A 15104-nucleotide genomic window follows, 5' to 3' on the forward strand; every position below is an offset into this window, starting at 1 on the left:
GTTCGCTGAGTCTCTTGACCTCCGGAAATCGTGCTGTTACGGTGCTGGCCACGGCCATTCGTCCGATTCCCTCCTCAATCCGGCAGCTCGCAGCCGACTCGGAGTTATCGAACCGGTTCGAACACCGCTCACTCATCGGATCAACGGAGAACACAAGATGACGTCACGCACAACACCTCGCAGGAGGTGGTCGCCGACAGCCTTGACGGCCACGCTCGCCGCGTTCGCCCTCGGAGCATCCGGCGCCGCCCTGGCAGCCGCCCCGGCCGTCGCGCTCCCCGGCGCGGCCTCCACCCTGGAAGTCCACGCCGACCAGCCGTTCCGCCCGGTCACGCACGTGGCCACCGGCTCCCTCTACGGCCTCGCGAGCGGCACCGTCCCCTCAGACTCGCTGGTGCAGGCGATCAAACCCAACACGTTCGTCCAGATGGCGCCTGGCGGACACCAGCTCCCCAACGGCGAGCCGAGCCCCGCGGGCGACGCGCTGGTCGTCGCGCCCGAGGCGGCGAAGGCCGGGGCCAAGGTCGTCGTCCGGATGTCCGACTGGTACCCCGACTTCCCGTACAAGTGGATGAGCTGGAGCGACTGGCTGGGCGCGGTCGACACGCAGGTGAAGGCCGTGCAGGCCTCCGGCGCGACGAACATCTCCGCCTACGCGCTCTGGAACGAGCCGGACTGGACCTGGAACACCGCCAAGGCCGGCTCCTTCAACGACGCCTGGACGCGCACCTACCGGGAGGTCCGCTCGCTCGACAGCACCACCCCGATCCAGGGCCCCAGCTACTCCGACAACATCAGCGGGATGCAGAGCTTCCTCGCCAACGCCGTCGCCACGAACACGGTGCCCGACATCATCGCCTGGCACGAGCTGGAGAGCTCGTCCCATATCCAGGGCGACATCGCGAAGGTCGAAGCGATCGAGAAGAGCCTCGGCATCGCCCCGCGGCCGATCGCCATCGAGGAGTACGCGACGCCGTCCGAGATCGGCGTCCCCGGGCCGCTGGTCGGGTACATCGCCAAGTTCGAGCGTTACGGCGTGGACAACGCCGAGCTCGCCTTCTGGAACCACTACGGCACGCTCGGCGACACCCTCACCGACACCGGCGGGTCGCCCAACGGCTCGTACTGGCTCTACAAGTGGTACGGCGACATGAGCGGCAACATGGTCACCACGGCCCCGCCGGCCTCCGCCGGGCTGGACGGCGCGGCTTCCGTCGCCGCCGACAAGTCCGAGGTGGATGTCATCGCGGGCGGCGGAAGCGGCGCGGCGGCCATCCGTGTGGACGGTCTCAACGCGCTCGCGTTCGGCAACGCCGTCGGCGTCAAGCTGGAGTACACGCCGTCGTACGGGCGCACGACGCCGACCGCCGCGCCGATCACCATCTCGAACACGCTGTACCACGTCGGCCCGGACGGCTCGATCACCGTGCCGGTCGCCATGAACGCCGCCTACGGGTATCACCTCGTCATCACCCGCCCGAACACCATCACGAATCTCAACGGCCAGTACACGCTCACCAACGGCAACAGCGGACTCGCCCTCGACACCGCCGGCACGACGGCCGACCAGGCGGCGGCCACCGGCGGCGCGAGCCAGACCTGGAAGCTCGTGTACAGCGGGAACGGTCTCTACAAGGTCGTGAACGGCGCGACCCACGCGGTGCTCGGGGTGCAGTCGGCGTCCACGGCGAACGGCGCGCAGGTCGTCGTCGGAGCGGACACCGGAGGCGACGACCAGCTCTGGCAGGTCATCCCGGCCGCGAACGGCCGTGTCAAGCTCGCGAACGCGGGCAGTGGGCTGGTTCTCGCGGTGTCCACGATGAGCACCGCGCCCGGCGCGTCCGTGGTCCAGTGGACCGACGGCGCCCCGACCTGCGCCGTCGACGGGCCGCGCGCGCCCGGACGGGTCGGCACCGCGCTCGACTTCTGTCACACGGCGTCCTACGTGTCGCTGCCTGCCGGCATCGTCAGCGGGCTGGGCGGCGACTATACGGTCTCCGCCTGGGTGGACCCGTCGGCGAACACCACCTGGTCGCGCGTGTTCGACTTCGGCAACGGCCCGGGCACCAACATGTTCCTGACCGTGAACTCGGGCGCCGGCCTCCGCTTCGCCATCACGACGGGAGGCCCGGGCGCCGAGCAGCGGATCGACGCCACGAGCGTGCTGCCCGTCGGACAGTGGTCGCTGGTCACGGTCACCCTGTCGGGGACGACCGGGACCCTGTACGTGAACGGCCAGGTCGTCGGCACCAACGCGAACATGACGGTGCACCCGGCCGCGCTCGGCGCGACGCCGAACGACTGGATCGGCAAGTCGCAGTACAACGACCCGGCGCTCGACGCGAAGGTGGACGACGTGAACATCTACTCGCGGGCTCTCAGCGCGTCGGACATCGCGGCGCTCGCCTCGGGCACGGCCGGAAGCGGCGACGTCGCGCACTACGCCTTCGACGAGGCCGGCGGCACCACGATCGTCGACTCCTCCGGCCACGGCCTCAACGGCTCGCTGGTCGTGGGGACGGCGAGCGCAACCTCCACCACCGCGTCGGACACGGCGACGGCGGACCACTTCTGGACGCTGACGCCGGTGGCCGGCTGACGCGACCGACGACGGGGAGGGGCGGCGCGCAGCCGCCGTCCCCTCCCCGTCTTCCTCACCTGCGCAACACCTGGGCGAAGCCTCCCGGAGCCCTGCGAGCCGCTTGACCCTGCGAGCACGGCGTCTACCGTGTCGCGGCATCACTCGCGTCCGCGGCGGAACCACCCCGAGTCCCCACCACCGGGCGCACAGGAAGAGGTACCGATGTCGTTACTGAAGAAGCTGTTCGTCGCCGCCGCCGCGGCGGCCCTCGGGTCGCTGGCGATCGCCCTGCCCGCGCAGGCGGACACGGTCTCCGTCTCTCCCCCGGGCGCCAACGACTGGTCGTGCGTGCCGTCGGCCGCCCACCCGTACCCGGTGATCCTGGTTCCCGGGACGTTCGAGAGCATGGCGAAGAACTGGTCCACCATGTCGCCGGTGCTGAAGCAGGCGGGCTACTGCGTGTTCGCGCTGGACTACGGGCAGTACAACGGCGTGGACGCGTCCGGCCCGATCGCCCAGTCCGCGCAGCAGCTCTCACCGTTCGTGGACGCCGTGCTCGCCGCGACCAAGGCCCGGCAGGTCGACCTCGTCGGGCACAGCCAGGGCGGGATGATGCCGCGCTACTACCTGGGCTTCCTCGGCGGTGCGCCGAAGGTGCACCAGCTGATCGGCATCGCGCCGTCCAACCACGGCACCCAGGGTGTGATCGTCCCCGGCCCGGACGGCCTGCCTGCGCTCACGAGCGCCTCCCCCACGGCGTGCCCGGCGTGCGCCGACCAGACCGCCGGCTCGGCGTTCCTGCAGAAGCTGAACTCGATCGGCGACACCGTCGAGGGACCGAGCTACACCGTCATCTCGACCACGCACGACGAGGTGGTGACGCCCTATCAGAGCCAGGCACTGAGCGGCGCCCCGTCGCAGGTCACCAACACCGTCATCCAGGACAAGTGCCCCGCCGACCCGATCGAGCACGACCAGACACCCAACGACCCGGTCGTGCAGCAGCTCGTGCTGGAGGCGCTGAGCGTGCCGAAGGGCCCCGCCGACCCGGCCTACCAGCCGAACTGCCTGGGCTGATCGGCGGCGGCCTCCGTCACAGCGGCACGCCTGCGCCGGTCTCCACGAACCGGCGCAGGCTGCCGACGACGAAGTGGTCCCACCCCGCGGAGCACGCGCCGTAGCACTCCTTCGCCGGCGTCAGGCCCTCGTGCGTGAAGGTCAGGCGCGTCCCGTCGCCGTGCGGCTGGAGGTCGAACACGATCCGCGTGCCGGTCCACGGGTCGGGCTCCTCCACGAAGCCGAGCTCGCTGTCGATCACGTCCCAGACGACGCGGCGGCCCGGCTCGAGCACCGTGACGCGCTGCGTGCTGTCGTGGAGGTCGCGGTAGCGGTAGGTGAACTCGGCGCCCACCCGGTCGGCGTCGCCGCTCACGTCGCCGAGCCACCAGCGGCCGACGTCCGCGATGGCCGCGGTGACGTCTCCCGGGCTCCGGTCGAGGTCGAGCGTGGTGGTGTAGTCGGCAGCGGTGTGTGTTGTCATGGGGTTCTCCGTTCGCGGCGCGGGTCTCGGTCCCGCCCTCTCATCGATTCAGCCGGATAGACGCCGCGCGGGCCCGAAACCGGTCACGCCTTCTGCGACCGGTTCGCGTCCTCCCGGGTGTCGACACAGGGGAGGCGGGCGACCAGAATCGGATCGCCGGGAGGGCACGGTGACCATGAACGAGGATCTGCTGCACGCGGCGCTCGACGGCGACCGCTCCGCCTTCGACGCGCTCACCGAACCGCATCGCCACGAGCTGCACGTGCACTGCTACCGGATGCTCGGCTCGGTGCAGGACGCCGAGGACGCGGTGCAGGACACCCTCCTCAGCGCGTGGCTCGGGCTACCGGGTTTCGAGGGCCGCTCGTCGCTGCGCACCTGGCTCTACCGCATCGCGACGAACCAGTGCCTCAACATGCTCCGCGCCGGACGCCGCCGCCCGATCGAGGTGCAGCCTCCCGTCGCCCGACCGACCGCGTTCGGCGAGGTGTCCTGGCTGGAGCCGTACCCGGACACGCTGCTCGACGGCCTCCCCGACTCGACGCCCGGCCCGGAGGCCCGCTACGAGTCCCGGGAGGCGATCACCCTGGCCTTCACCCGCGCCCTGCAACTGTTGCCACCCGCCCAGCGTGCGGCCCTCATCCTCCGCGACGTGCTCGGCTACCCCGCGGCGGAGGCCGCCGACCTCCTGGACATCACAGTCGACTCCCTGAACGGCTCGCTCAAGCGCGCCCGCGGCGCGCTGGCGGACGCGCCGCCCACGCTCGGCGCGTTCAACCCCGACCCGGAACTGCTCGACCGCTTCGTCACCGCTTTCACCGCCGGCGCGGTCCGAGACCTGGTCGCCCTGATGACGGACGACGTCTGGGTCCGGATGCCCCCGCTGCCGTTCGAGTACCACGGCCCCGCCGCGGCGGCGGCGTTCTTCGGGCCGATGACCGGCCACCGCCGCACGATCGAGAGGATGGTGCCGACCGGCGCGAACGGGCAGCCGGCCTGGGGCGAGTACGTGCGCGACCCGGTGTCGGGCGGACTGCACCTGGTGGGGGTTCTGGTGGTGGGGGTCACTGGAGGTCGGGTGAGCGAGGTGACGCACTTCGACCCGGGGGCCGGGGCATGGCTGGGGTTGCCGCGGCGGTGGGAGGGGTGACCCGGCGCACTCGCGTCGGCCGAACGAGCCGAAGTCGTCAGCGGTCGAGCCGCCGGCGGAGCTCGGCGTTCTCGGCCTGCAGTTCGAGCACCCGGCCGACGCCGGCCAGGTTGATCCCGTCGCCCTGCAGCACGGCCACCTCGCGGATCGCGGCAATGTCGTCGTCGCTGTACCGGCGCGTACCGCCCTCCGTGCGGGCGGGAGTGACGAGACCCTTCTCCTCATACAGCCGCAGCGTCGCCGCGGGGAGTTCCGCAAGCTGCGCGGCCACGGCGATGCTGTAGAGCGGGGTGTTCCCCGGCCGGTCCGTCATCCTCAAAGTTTGCTGTTAATCGGAAGATCTGTCAAGCGGGAGGTGTATTAAATCTATAGCTAGCGCTGTAGGTAATCTCATTGATGAGCAGGATAGGGAGGCTTCGAGATGCAGACGGCGACCGATGCGGCCACGGCAGGGTTCGCAGACCTGATCTGCTCCGACTCGGAATGGCTGGACGCCGAATTCGCCGCGCTCGTCGCCCGCTCCCGCTTGGAGCCTCCCGTTCGCGTCGGCGCCTCCGGCCCGCGCTCCTCGACATCCGCACGGCGGCACCGGCCGACGCATCGACCGCCCCGGAGCGCACCGGACACCCGCATCCGGGCCGTGGCCCGCTGCCCGCCGACGCGGAACCGACACGCAGGCAACCGCACACCACGATGAAAGGAGTTCACACTTATGGCCATGTCGTTCGATCCTTTCAGCCAGCTGGACAGGATCGCCCAGAGCGTCTTCGACACCAGCCGCCAGCCGCGCATGATGCCGGTGGACCTGTCGCGTGAAGGCGACAAGTACCTGCTCAACGCGGACCTCCCGGGCATCGACCCCGGATCCATCGACATCGACCTCGACGGCCACCTGCTGAGCATCCGCGCCCAGCGGTCCGCGGGCGAGCGCCAGAACAGCCGCTGGCTCCTCCAGGAGCGGCCGTTCGGCAGCTACCTGCGGCAGTTCACGATCGGCGACGACGTCGACACCGACGGCATCAGCGCCAGCTACGACAACGGGGTGCTCAGCGTCCTGATCCCGATCGCCGAGAAGGCGAAGCCGCGCAAAGTCAACGTCGGATCGGCGTCCGAGAGCCACAAGGCCGTCACCGTCTGAACGACGGCCCGGCGAGTGGGCTCCACGCCGGTGCAGGCCGGACCGCGTGACGCGGGCGGCGCGCCTCGCTCGCCACGAACACAGGGCGGTCGCCCCCGACGGGGCGGCCGCCCTTTCGCATGCGGGCGCGCCCCCGGACTCAGCCCCACACGTCGGCGGCGATGTCCACGACCTCGCGCACCTTCGCCCACTGCTCCTCCCGGGTCAGGAGGTTCCCTTCCTCGGTCGAGGCGAAGCCGCACTGCGGGCTGAGCGCAAGCTGGCCGAGAGGCGCGAATCCGGCCGCCTGGTCGATCCGTCGCTTGATCACGTCGGGGTCCTCCAGCGCACCGGTCTTCGACGTGATCAGGCCGAGCACGACCCGCTTGTCTCCCTCCGGCAGGAACCGGAGCGGCTCGAATCCGCCGGCGCGCTCGCTGTCGTATTCGAGGAAGTACCCGTCGAAGTGCGTGTTGCCGAGCAGTTGCTCCGCGACCGGCTCGTAGCCGCCGGACGAGATCCACGTCGACCGGAAGTTGCCACGGCAGACGTGCGTAGTGACCGTGAGGTCATCCGGTCTGCCTTCGAGGATCCGGTTCAGCATCGCCGAGTACCGTTCGGCGATGCCGTCCGTCTCGATGCCCCTGTCGCGCGCCTTGGCGAGCTCCGCGTCCGAGCAGAGGTACGCCCAGGCGGTGTCGTCGAACTGCAGGTACCGCGCGCCGGCATCGTAGAACGCCCGGAGCGCGTCGCGATAGGCGCCGACGAGGTCGTCCACGAGTTCGTCGCGTCCGCCGTACGCCGACGGCGAGATGTGACCTGGCTCCAGCCGGAAGTCGAGGACGGTGGGCGCCGGGATCGTGAACTTGGGGACGGCCCCGGTGGTGCTCTCGACGAGCGCTTTCAGCGACCGGAAGTGCGACTGGAACGGATGGTCGTCGCCGAACCCGATCTTCCCCGTCACTTCGAGGCCGCGGGGCTTCGTCTGCACGCCCTGGAACTGGATGCCGTGATCGAGTTCGACGACTTCGACGCCGTCGAGCAGCCCGAAGAAGTCGAAGTGCCACCAGGCTCGACGGAACTCGCCGTCCGTCGCGACCTGCAGGGCCGCCTCCGCCTCGCTGAGCACGAGCTCCCGGATCGCGACATCCTCGGCCGCGCGCAGTCCGTCGCGATCGATCGCGCCAGAGGCGAACTCGTCGCGGGCCCTCGCGAGCTCGGGCGGACGGAGGAAGCTGCCGACGATGTCGGCGCGGAACGGCAGAGTTGGCATGGCTCGAGGCTAGCCGATCGCTTCCCGGTCGAACCAGGAGCGGGCTACGTCGTGAACGGACGCTTCTCGTCGCAGAACGCGCACACCAGGTGCCCGTTCGTGTACTCCCAGACGTGGGCGTGAGGGCTGTCGAAGAACCCGCAACGGTCTGTGACGAGGGTCGCGGACGGGTCGGCGGCGATAGTTTCTGTGGTCGGCATTTCGGGTCGGCTTTCTGCGGCGGGGTGTCGGCGCGCGTTCGGCGTCTTCGCTTCAATGCGGTCGAACAGGATCAGTATCCGCTCGCGTGAAGGGCGCCCGAAATACCTCAAACTGGTGGCGCCTGATCTGGGGTAGCCGCGACAGGGGCGAGGGCAGGTCGTCCGACTCGGCGGAGGGCGTGGGATTCGAACTCTGTCCTGCGCTCCACAGCACCATGGCAGCCCCGCCGAGTACTCACTCAATTGTGCGCAATGTGAGGTGCGCCAAAACATCCTGGCGGCAACAGCGTCCACACGACCCCCACCCCATCGAGGTCAGCAGCTACGAAATCGCTGGTCGATGAAGAGCGCCGCGCGTTCGAGCGCGAGGTCAGCTTCGTCGAGCCGGCCCGTGAAGGTCTGGAACACATGCGGCACACCCGCGGTGACGTCGAGGATCACATCGACGTCCGCGTCGCGGGCGCGTTCGGCGAGGCGTGTGGAGTCGTCGAGCAGGACCTCGTTCGTGCCGACCTGGAGCAGGAGCGGCGGGAACCCGGTCATGTCGGCGTAGTCCGCTGGGTTCAGCAGCTCCTGCTCCGGGTCCGCCCCCGCCCGGTAGAGGTCCCTGTTGGGCTGAACGCTCTCGCGGGTGAGGATCGGGTCGGCGGCGCCGCGGGTGCGGTTGCTCGCGCCCGTGCCGGCGTTGTCGAGACCGGGCGAGAACGCGACGACGCCGCCCGGCATCGGGAGGCCGCGCCGTCGGGCGCTCAGCGCCGTCGTGACCGCGAGCCCGCCCCCTGCGGAGTCACCCGCGAAGACGATGCTGCCGGGATCGTGTCCGGTGTCGAGGAGCGCGCGATACGCGGCGGTGGTGTCTTCGATCGCCGACGGGAAAGGATGTTCGGGCGCGAGACGGTAGTCGACGGAGAAAACGGTGCGGCCCGTCCGGACGGCCAGCTCCCCGGTCAGTCCCAGGTGCGTCTCGGGTGAGCCTGCGACGAACGAGCCGCCATGGAAGAAGAGGATCGTGCCGGGTCGTCCGGTGCCGACCCGATCGAATCGGAGCGCACGGATGCCCGCCAGCTCGGTCGCCGCGGTGCGGAAGCCGTCCGGCACATGCATCGTCTTCATGAGCGCGGCGAAACCGTCGCGCGCCTCCTGGATCGACGCGCGCCGCTGGTCGATCGACACGTTCGGGTCGAACAGCGGCGCGGATGCGCGGAGCTGCTCATCCAGCGCCCGACGTTGTTCCTGCGACATGGGGCCCCCTCGGGGAAGTAACGGATAGTTGCCCAGGCTGTTCATGCCTAGGCAACCAAGTATAGTTCATGCCATGGCAACTCATGCACCGAGCCCCGCGAACGCAGCATTCTTCGCCGACCTCGTCCGCAGCGAAACCCGTTTGTACAACCACTTCAATGACGAGCTGAGGGCGAGGCACGGCATCACGACCTCGCAGTACGAGTTCCTCCACTACATCCGCGACCACGATGGAGCCCGGACCACCGACATGGCCGCCGAGTTCGCCATCGGCGTCGGCGCGGTCAGCAAGGCGATGGACCGACTCGAGAGCAGGGGCCTCGTCGTCCGCCTCCCGAATCCTGCCAACCGCCGCTCGACGATCATCACCACCACCGACGAAGGTCGCGCCGTCGTCGACGCGGCCGAGACGACGTTCCTCCACCGGCTCGGCGAAATCCTCGCCGACGCAGCAACGCCCGAGCAGCTCACCGCCGCCGGGGCGGTGCTGACCGCGCTCCGGAGGTCGCTCGAACGCGCCGCGGTGGGGGTACCGGCCGGGTGAGCGACGGGGCTATCGGACGGTACGGGACCGAACCGGCGCCGGGTCGCGCGTCGACCAATTGGACGTTGGTTCAGCGTGAACGCACTCTTCGCGCCTATGCCTGGTCTCACATGTCACAGGGCCTTTTTCTTTCGTGCCGATCGGCGGACGAACCCGAGGATCACGGTCCCGACGAACAGGACGATCCCGATGATTGCCAGCCAGAGCAGGCCCTTGATCGCGAACCCCACAATCGCCAGGATGGCCCAAAGCACCAGAAGGATCACGATAGCTGTCAACATGCTCGCACTCTACGCTCACGCCATACCGAGCATATGGCTGTCACGGACGGAAGGGCCGCCATCCCGGTCCGTCCCTCCCGTCATGCGGTTCTACGCCGACGCGAGCGGATGCTCGTTCGGGGGCTTGGGCGAGCCCTTCCTCGGCTCGACGTCGTCGGGGTGCAACCGGGCTCCGCTCCGCGATACCTGGATGACGCCGACAATGGCAAGCACCCCGGCGATCGCGAACACGAAACCGGCCCAAACCGGTGCGTGCGCCGCCTCGCCCAGAACCGCGACCCCGATCGTCACCCCGACGATCGGGTCGATCACAGTCAGGCCGGCGACGACGACGTCCGGGGATCCTGACGAGTACGCAGTCTGCACGAAGTAGGTGCCGAGAATAGCCGCGGAGAGCAACCCGACCAGGCAGACCAGGGTGAGCCAATCGCCCGCCACTAGATGGAAGTGGGCACGGAAGATGGTCTGGATGCGGCCGATCAGCACCTTAGCCAGTGTTGCCACGAACCCGAACAAGACCCCCGCGGCGACCACGTAGAAGATCCGGGTGAGTCGCTTTCGCAGCAGCCCGAAGCACACACCCAGCACGAGCAGTACCACAGCGAGGATGACCACCACGGCGATCAGCTGCGGCTCCAGGATCGGCAGAGTGGTCGTCGTCAGCGCGGCGACCCCGACGAACAGCCCTACGCCCACGACGCAGAGCGCCAACGCCCGCACCGCGCGACCGTCGAGCTTCACCTCGGTCACGCGGGCGTTGAGGATGGCCGTGATGACCAAGGCCAGCGCACCCAGCGGCTGGACGACAGTCAGCGGCGCAAGGAACAGGCTGAACAGCTGGAACAGGATCGCAAGTCCCAGGCACACCGTCCCCAGCAGCCAGGACGGTCGCCTCGCCAGAGCGAGAAGTTGGCCGATCCCCAAAGTGCTCCGCTTGCCCTCGGCGGGCTGATCGCCCACCTTCGCCACGCCGCGCTGCTGCAGTTGGGCCCCGACCGCCAGGAACACAGATCCGATCAGCGCCACCGGGATCCCGGCGGACTGGGCGGGCGTCAACGTGACGAGGTTGAGACTCATGCGGCGAACCTACCCGCGACCGCCGCGAAGTCGAGCGGTTGACTCCCCACGCCGAGCCGGCCGGAGCTGCCCTCTCGACAACAGAGCGTGGCTCGTCGACTGGCCGTGGGTCGGACTCGCAACGCCCTGGTTTGACAAGCTCAGCTTCCTCACCGGTCTCGTCACGACGCGCCCGGTCGAAAGCATCGACTGCTGGGCCGCCGACCTCGGAGCGGCCACGCCGGACGACATCGACGCAGGGCTCGCCGCGCAAGCGGGAACCCTGCTCTGGCAGAGCGCACGACCGGCGCCACCCGCACTGCACGGGCTCCGAGGACTCCAGCAGTCGTTCGGGCTTCGCATCCTCCACTGGATCGCCGTGAGGCGCGGCTGGTGGTACGACGACTACTGAGCGTGGCTGCGGACGAAGCCGCGGTGTCCTCCATCATCCGAGTTCGGGACGAGGGCGAGGATCGCGCCCGACCGGCTGCGAACCTCGCCCACGCCCTCGCTGGGAATCGCAGTTCACCGCCCCACGTCAGAGTGGGTACGATCTGCCTTCCAGCGGTTCAGAACGCTAAGACGATTCGTCGTTGGTCGGGTCCAACAAGTAGGCGTCGTGCGCCTTCTGAATTCGGTCCGGGTCATCCCGGCGAGATGACCTCAAGGACTGCCAAGCTCTCTCGATGCGCCGCTCGGCCTGATCCGGCGAGTCTTCAGGGAACAACTGATCGGCCATAGCGCACTTCCACCGATCGACCACATCGACCCGTAGTGCGAGAAGCCCCGGAATCAGCACCACCGGCTGGCGGAAACACGCCTGGGAGGAGCCCGCAATTCGAGGTTACGCCCACGCAAGGCCGATGACCACAGTTCCGTCCCACCCGCGCGAGTGCATACCGCCCCTCGCCGAGAGGGAAGCGAAGACACGAGCTCGCGGGCGACCTGGGAGAGCGGGCGGTCACTGATCCGGACCAACTCGATCGCACGAACCCGGAACTCCCGACGAAGGCCACGGCTCCGCTGCGATGACCCTCGATCTCTACGCCGACCGCTTCGACGATGACCTGGAACATATGTCCCGACTCATCACACGGCGGAGGGCGTGGGATTCGAACCCACGAGACATTTCTGCCCACCAGTTTTCAAGACTGGCTCCATCGGCCGCTCGGACAGCCCTCCCGGCGCCGGCGTACCGGCGTCGACCGATTCTAGCGAACGCGGGCGGGCGACGGTCGGCGGCCGGTGATGAATACGTTCGCCAGGCCCGCGGCCAGCACGACCAGGGCCGATGCGACCGGGGCGAGCATGGCCGCGTGCGTGCCCGCGCTCTGCGCCAGTGCGCCGACCAGCGCCGATGACGCCGACTGGCCGACGATCACGGCCGAGCCGAGGATCGTCATCACCGTCGCCGAGCGGCCGACCGGGCTGCGTTCGGCGCCGAAGCTGTACTGCGTGACGAGCGTGGGGCCGACGCCGAAGCCCGCGACGAGCAGCACCAGGATCATCCCCGGCACGGTGGTCGCGAAGGGCAGCGCGGCCGTCGACAGCGCCAGGACGGCGGCGAACGTCAGCCAGCGCCAGCGAAGCGCGAACCGGAGCGGGAACCAGGCCACCCCGAGCGCGAGCGCGGCCGAGCCGATGCCCATCACTCCGTAGACGAGGCCCGCCTGCTCCGGGTGGCCGAAGTCCGACAGGAACGACGTCAGGGCGGTGAGCATCGAGCCGAAGAACAGGCCCATCCCGAGCACGCCGGCCGTGACCGCGATCAGACCGGGCCGGAAAAGCTCCCGGGCGGGCGCCTGCCGCATTGGGAGGCCGTCCGCCTCGGTCGGGTGGAAGGAGCCGCTGCGGTGCAGGGCGAACGCGGTCACGAAGAGCACGGTGAGCACGGCGGCGCCGATGATCGGGGCGGCCGGGTTCAGCGTGGTCGCGAGGAGGCCGACGATGAACGGGCCGAAGACGAACACGACCTCGTCCGCGGCGGACTCGTATGCCATCGTCCCGTTGAGCACCGCGGCGTGCCGGTCGCCGGGGAGGCGGCTGGCGATGATCCCGACCAAGCGGCTGCGCGACATCGGCGAGACCTGCGGGGCGGTCGCGCCGATCAGGAACGCGACGAGCAGCACGAGCGCGTCCGGCGCCGGGCTGAAGACCACCCACGCCATCGCCAGCAGGACGACGCTGTTCGCGATCCCCGCGGCGAGCACGACGCCGCGCTGGCCGATCCGGTCGGCGGCGGCGCCGATCAGCGGGCCGAAGATGGCGGTGCCGAGGCCGACCATCGCGGAGGTCAGGCCGCCGAGCGACAGCTCGCCGCGTGCCGAGACGACGAGGGTCAGCACGCCGACGACCATCATCGCGTAAGGGAGGCGCGCCAGCAGCGCGACGGGGAAGTAGGAGAAGCCGGCGGCGCGGACCAGCGTGGTCGGGGCCTCCGGCTCGGCGGCGACGCCCGCCTGGGTGGTGTCTGGTCGTGTCATGCCTGGCCTTCTGTCATCACCGCGGCGGACCGCGGGCTTCAAGTGCCGCCTTGGTCCGCCGGGCGGGCCGGCGCGAGGTAGTTACACGATGGGAACTATGAGCGGAGGGCGAACCTCCACAGGATTCAAGTGTGCACCACGGGGATGCATTCCCGCCAGGCGCACCCGGGCCCCCGCCCGCCGCGGGTCAGTCCTGGAACGGCTTCGAGCAGGTGACCTGCGCGGCCGTCTGGCCGTGTACGTCCGACGGGAGCTGCACGGTCGATCCGTCGCCCGGGGCAGCGCTCGAGGTGTCGGTCGGAGCCGGAGCCGCGGGCGCTTGGGTCGCCGGAGCGGACGGCGCCGCCGGGGCCTGCGTCGCGGCGCCCGGGGCCGCCTCCGAGCCGACGCCGGTGTCTCCGGTCAGGGTGACCGGCTTGTCGTCCTGGAGCGCCGTCATCAGGGTGTCGGCGGCGTCCTTGGTGGGTGCCACGCCGTCGCCCTGATAGTGGTTCGGGTACTGGACGAAGACGACCTTTGAGACGTCGATGTTCTTCAGCGCCATCGCCATGGAGGCGATGGTGGTCGGGCTGTTGAGGCTCTCCGAGAGCGAGATGTTGCTCGTCGCCGCCTTGGCCAGCGCGTACACCTTCACCGGGTTCGCAAGGGTGTCGGCGCTCTTGATCGTGCGGACGAGCGACGAGAGGAAGACCTGCTGGTTGCTGATCCGGCCGAGGTCCGATCCGTCGCCGACGCCGTGCCGGGTGCGCAGGAACGCGAGCGCCGGCGCGCCCTGGAGGGTGTTCTCGCCGGCCTTCACGTCGAGGCCCGTGTACGGGTCCTTGATGTCCCCCGCGACGCAGACATTCACGCCGCCGACCGCGTTGGACATCTCGATCACGCCGTCGAACTGGATGACGCCGGCGTACGGGATGTCGAGACCGGTCAGCTTCTCGACCGTGAGGACCGTGCAGGCCAGGCCGCCGTAGCTCAGCGAGTTGTTGATCTTCTGGCTGCTCATCGCGTCGAAGCTGCCGCCTTTGCCGTCCGGGCAGGACGGGATCGGCACGTACATGTCGCGCGGGAAACTGACGACGGTGGCGTTCTTGTGGTCGGCCGACACGTGCAGCAGCATCGTCACGTCGTTGAGGTTCTCGCCGCGGTCGCCGTAGCTCTTGTTGCCGCCGCCGGAGTCGGAACCAGCGAGGAGGACGTTGAACGCGCCGTCCATCGCACCGATGCCGGGCGTGACGACCTTGCCCTTCGCATTCACGAGCTTGACCGCGGGCTTGAGGCTGCTGGCCACGTCGTACGTCGCGTAGGCCGCTACGCCGGCGGTGCTGACGCCCACCACGGCGAGCAGCCCGATGAGCAGGGCTGCGACGGTCTTGAACGGGTGATGCCGCTTGAGGCGTCCGTGCCGAGCCACCGAAGGGCCGGCCGACTTCTCCTGCGCGCGCGCCTGGGCGCGGGTGGGCATCTCGTCCATTCACTCCCTCTCGTCGGACGTCGTCACGGTGGCGCCTGAGAGCACACACACCGTTCCCAAGTCTGACATGGCCGCCTGGAAAGCCTCTGGGCACCCGACCCCCAGGTCAGGCCGGAGATTCGTGACGAATGTCACGTTCGGCGCGGCGAAAGACGACATTCGGCGCGAA

Annotated in this window: 15 protein-coding genes and 1 tRNA gene; 6 read left to right on the forward strand and 10 right to left on the reverse strand. The window is 69.4% G+C overall.

Translation table 11 applies throughout. The features are described from left to right. Window positions 1-157 precede the first annotated feature (157 nt). On the forward strand, window positions 158-2599 hold the full coding sequence (locus tag ACR5MH_RS14045) for a LamG-like jellyroll fold domain-containing protein (RefSeq protein WP_433861867.1): 2442 nt from the start codon (window positions 158-160) through the stop codon (window positions 2597-2599). Window positions 2600-2803: 204 nt separating this feature from the next. Further along, entirely contained in the window at window positions 2804-3658 is an 855-nt protein-coding gene (locus ACR5MH_RS14050; protein WP_431347767.1) for a lipase family alpha/beta hydrolase, read from the forward strand. A gap of 16 nt (window positions 3659-3674) precedes the next feature. On the opposite strand, the gene ACR5MH_RS14055 is transcribed toward ACR5MH_RS14050, so the two are convergent. Continuing rightward, on the reverse strand, window positions 3675-4121 hold the full coding sequence (locus ACR5MH_RS14055) for an SRPBCC family protein (RefSeq protein WP_431347768.1): 447 nt from the start codon (window positions 4119-4121) through the stop codon (window positions 3675-3677). Window positions 4122-4296: 175 nt separating this feature from the next. Here ACR5MH_RS14055 and ACR5MH_RS14060 point away from each other — a divergent pair, with 175 nt between their 5' ends. Beyond that, the gene (locus ACR5MH_RS14060; protein WP_431349423.1) at window positions 4297-5271 is read left to right on the forward strand and encodes an RNA polymerase subunit sigma-70; all 975 of its coding nucleotides are present in this window, start codon (window positions 4297-4299) and stop codon (window positions 5269-5271) included. 37 nt (window positions 5272-5308) lie between these two features. Here the strand turns inward: ACR5MH_RS14060 and ACR5MH_RS14065 are convergent, their stop codons facing one another. Next, complete coding sequence (locus ACR5MH_RS14065; RefSeq protein ID WP_431347769.1) at window positions 5309-5584, reverse strand: MerR family transcriptional regulator; 276 nt, start codon at window positions 5582-5584, stop codon at window positions 5309-5311. A gap of 405 nt (window positions 5585-5989) precedes the next feature. Here ACR5MH_RS14065 and ACR5MH_RS14070 point away from each other — a divergent pair, with 405 nt between their 5' ends. Beyond that, on the forward strand, window positions 5990-6409 hold the full coding sequence (locus ACR5MH_RS14070; protein ID WP_433861868.1) for an Hsp20/alpha crystallin family protein: 420 nt from the start codon (window positions 5990-5992) through the stop codon (window positions 6407-6409). Between the two features lie 139 nt (window positions 6410-6548). Here ACR5MH_RS14070 and ACR5MH_RS14075 read toward each other — a convergent pair whose 3' ends face one another. The 3 genes from ACR5MH_RS14075 to ACR5MH_RS14085 form a co-directional block, all read right to left on the reverse strand. Beyond that, complete coding sequence (locus tag ACR5MH_RS14075; RefSeq protein WP_431347771.1) at window positions 6549-7661, reverse strand: 5-methyltetrahydropteroyltriglutamate--homocysteine S-methyltransferase; 1113 nt, start codon at window positions 7659-7661, stop codon at window positions 6549-6551. Between the two features lie 44 nt (window positions 7662-7705). Then, window positions 7706-7861 carry a hypothetical protein gene (locus ACR5MH_RS14080; protein ID WP_431347772.1) on the reverse strand — a complete coding sequence of 52 codons (156 nt, stop codon included), beginning with the start codon at window positions 7859-7861 and terminating at the stop codon, window positions 7706-7708. A gap of 315 nt (window positions 7862-8176) precedes the next feature. Beyond that, window positions 8177-9148 (reverse strand): alpha/beta hydrolase, encoded by a 972-nt coding sequence (locus tag ACR5MH_RS14085; protein WP_433861869.1) that lies wholly within the window; start codon window positions 9146-9148, stop codon window positions 8177-8179. 28 nt (window positions 9149-9176) lie between these two features. Here ACR5MH_RS14085 and ACR5MH_RS14090 point away from each other — a divergent pair, with 28 nt between their 5' ends. After that, a complete protein-coding gene (locus tag ACR5MH_RS14090) occupies window positions 9177-9647 on the forward strand; it encodes a MarR family winged helix-turn-helix transcriptional regulator (RefSeq protein WP_431347773.1) in 471 nt (156 codons plus the stop codon). Between the two features lie 113 nt (window positions 9648-9760). Here ACR5MH_RS14090 and ACR5MH_RS14095 read toward each other — a convergent pair whose 3' ends face one another. Continuing rightward, window positions 9761-9928, reverse strand: coding sequence for a hypothetical protein (locus tag ACR5MH_RS14095; protein ID WP_431347774.1), 168 nt, complete (start codon window positions 9926-9928; stop codon window positions 9761-9763). A 90-nt stretch (window positions 9929-10018) separates the two neighbouring features. Beyond that, window positions 10019-11005, reverse strand: a complete 987-nt coding sequence (locus tag ACR5MH_RS14100) for a DMT family transporter (protein ID WP_433861870.1) — start codon at window positions 11003-11005, stop codon at window positions 10019-10021. Between ACR5MH_RS14100 and ACR5MH_RS14105 the strand changes: the two genes are divergently transcribed. Continuing rightward, a complete protein-coding gene (locus ACR5MH_RS14105) occupies window positions 11004-11396 on the forward strand; it encodes a hypothetical protein (protein WP_431347776.1) in 393 nt (130 codons plus the stop codon). The genes ACR5MH_RS14100 and ACR5MH_RS14105 overlap by 2 nt on opposite strands. Before the next feature lie 685 nt (window positions 11397-12081). Here ACR5MH_RS14105 and ACR5MH_RS14110 read toward each other — a convergent pair. From ACR5MH_RS14110 to ACR5MH_RS14120, 3 genes are all read right to left on the reverse strand, one after another. Next, window positions 12082-12166: transfer RNA gene (locus tag ACR5MH_RS14110), tRNA-Ser, on the reverse strand. A 29-nt stretch (window positions 12167-12195) separates the two neighbouring features. Continuing rightward, complete coding sequence (locus tag ACR5MH_RS14115) at window positions 12196-13467, reverse strand: MFS transporter (RefSeq protein ID WP_431347777.1); 1272 nt, start codon at window positions 13465-13467, stop codon at window positions 12196-12198. Window positions 13468-13654: 187 nt separating this feature from the next. Then, a complete protein-coding gene (locus ACR5MH_RS14120; RefSeq protein ID WP_431347778.1) occupies window positions 13655-14935 on the reverse strand; it encodes an LCP family protein in 1281 nt (426 codons plus the stop codon). Window positions 14936-15104: the final 169 nt, after the last annotated feature.

It is taken from the genome of Streptomyces sp. L7 (assembly GCF_050990935.1).
GTDB lineage: Bacteria > Actinomycetota > Actinomycetes > Actinomycetales > Microbacteriaceae > Leifsonia.

Bases quoted from the DNA above. Each gene is read 5' to 3' on its own strand.
- ACR5MH_RS14045 (WP_433861867.1), top strand. From the start codon at position 158: ATGACGTCACGCACAACACCTCGCAGGAGGTGGTCGCCGACAGCCTTG.
- ACR5MH_RS14050 (WP_431347767.1), top strand. From the start codon at position 2,804: ATGTCGTTACTGAAGAAGCTGTTCGTCGCCGCCGCCGCGGCGGCCCTC.
- ACR5MH_RS14055 (WP_431347768.1), bottom strand. From the start codon at position 4,121: ATGACAACACACACCGCTGCCGACTACACCACCACGCTCGACCTCGAC.
- ACR5MH_RS14060 (WP_431349423.1), top strand. From the start codon at position 4,297: ATGAACGAGGATCTGCTGCACGCGGCGCTCGACGGCGACCGCTCCGCC.
- ACR5MH_RS14065 (WP_431347769.1), bottom strand. From the start codon at position 5,584: ATGACGGACCGGCCGGGGAACACCCCGCTCTACAGCATCGCCGTGGCC.
- ACR5MH_RS14070 (WP_433861868.1), top strand. From the start codon at position 5,990: ATGTCGTTCGATCCTTTCAGCCAGCTGGACAGGATCGCCCAGAGCGTC.
- ACR5MH_RS14075 (WP_431347771.1), bottom strand. From the start codon at position 7,661: ATGCCAACTCTGCCGTTCCGCGCCGACATCGTCGGCAGCTTCCTCCGT.
- ACR5MH_RS14080 (WP_431347772.1), bottom strand. From the start codon at position 7,861: ATGCCGACCACAGAAACTATCGCCGCCGACCCGTCCGCGACCCTCGTC.
- ACR5MH_RS14085 (WP_433861869.1), bottom strand. From the start codon at position 9,148: ATGAACAGCCTGGGCAACTATCCGTTACTTCCCCGAGGGGGCCCCATG.
- ACR5MH_RS14090 (WP_431347773.1), top strand. From the start codon at position 9,177: ATGGCAACTCATGCACCGAGCCCCGCGAACGCAGCATTCTTCGCCGAC.
- ACR5MH_RS14095 (WP_431347774.1), bottom strand. From the start codon at position 9,928: ATGTTGACAGCTATCGTGATCCTTCTGGTGCTTTGGGCCATCCTGGCG.
- ACR5MH_RS14105 (WP_431347776.1), top strand. From the start codon at position 11,004: ATGCGGCGAACCTACCCGCGACCGCCGCGAAGTCGAGCGGTTGACTCC.
- ACR5MH_RS14100 (WP_433861870.1), bottom strand. From the start codon at position 11,005: ATGAGTCTCAACCTCGTCACGTTGACGCCCGCCCAGTCCGCCGGGATC.
- ACR5MH_RS14115 (WP_431347777.1), bottom strand. From the start codon at position 13,467: ATGACACGACCAGACACCACCCAGGCGGGCGTCGCCGCCGAGCCGGAG.
- ACR5MH_RS14120 (WP_431347778.1), bottom strand. From the start codon at position 14,935: ATGGACGAGATGCCCACCCGCGCCCAGGCGCGCGCGCAGGAGAAGTCG.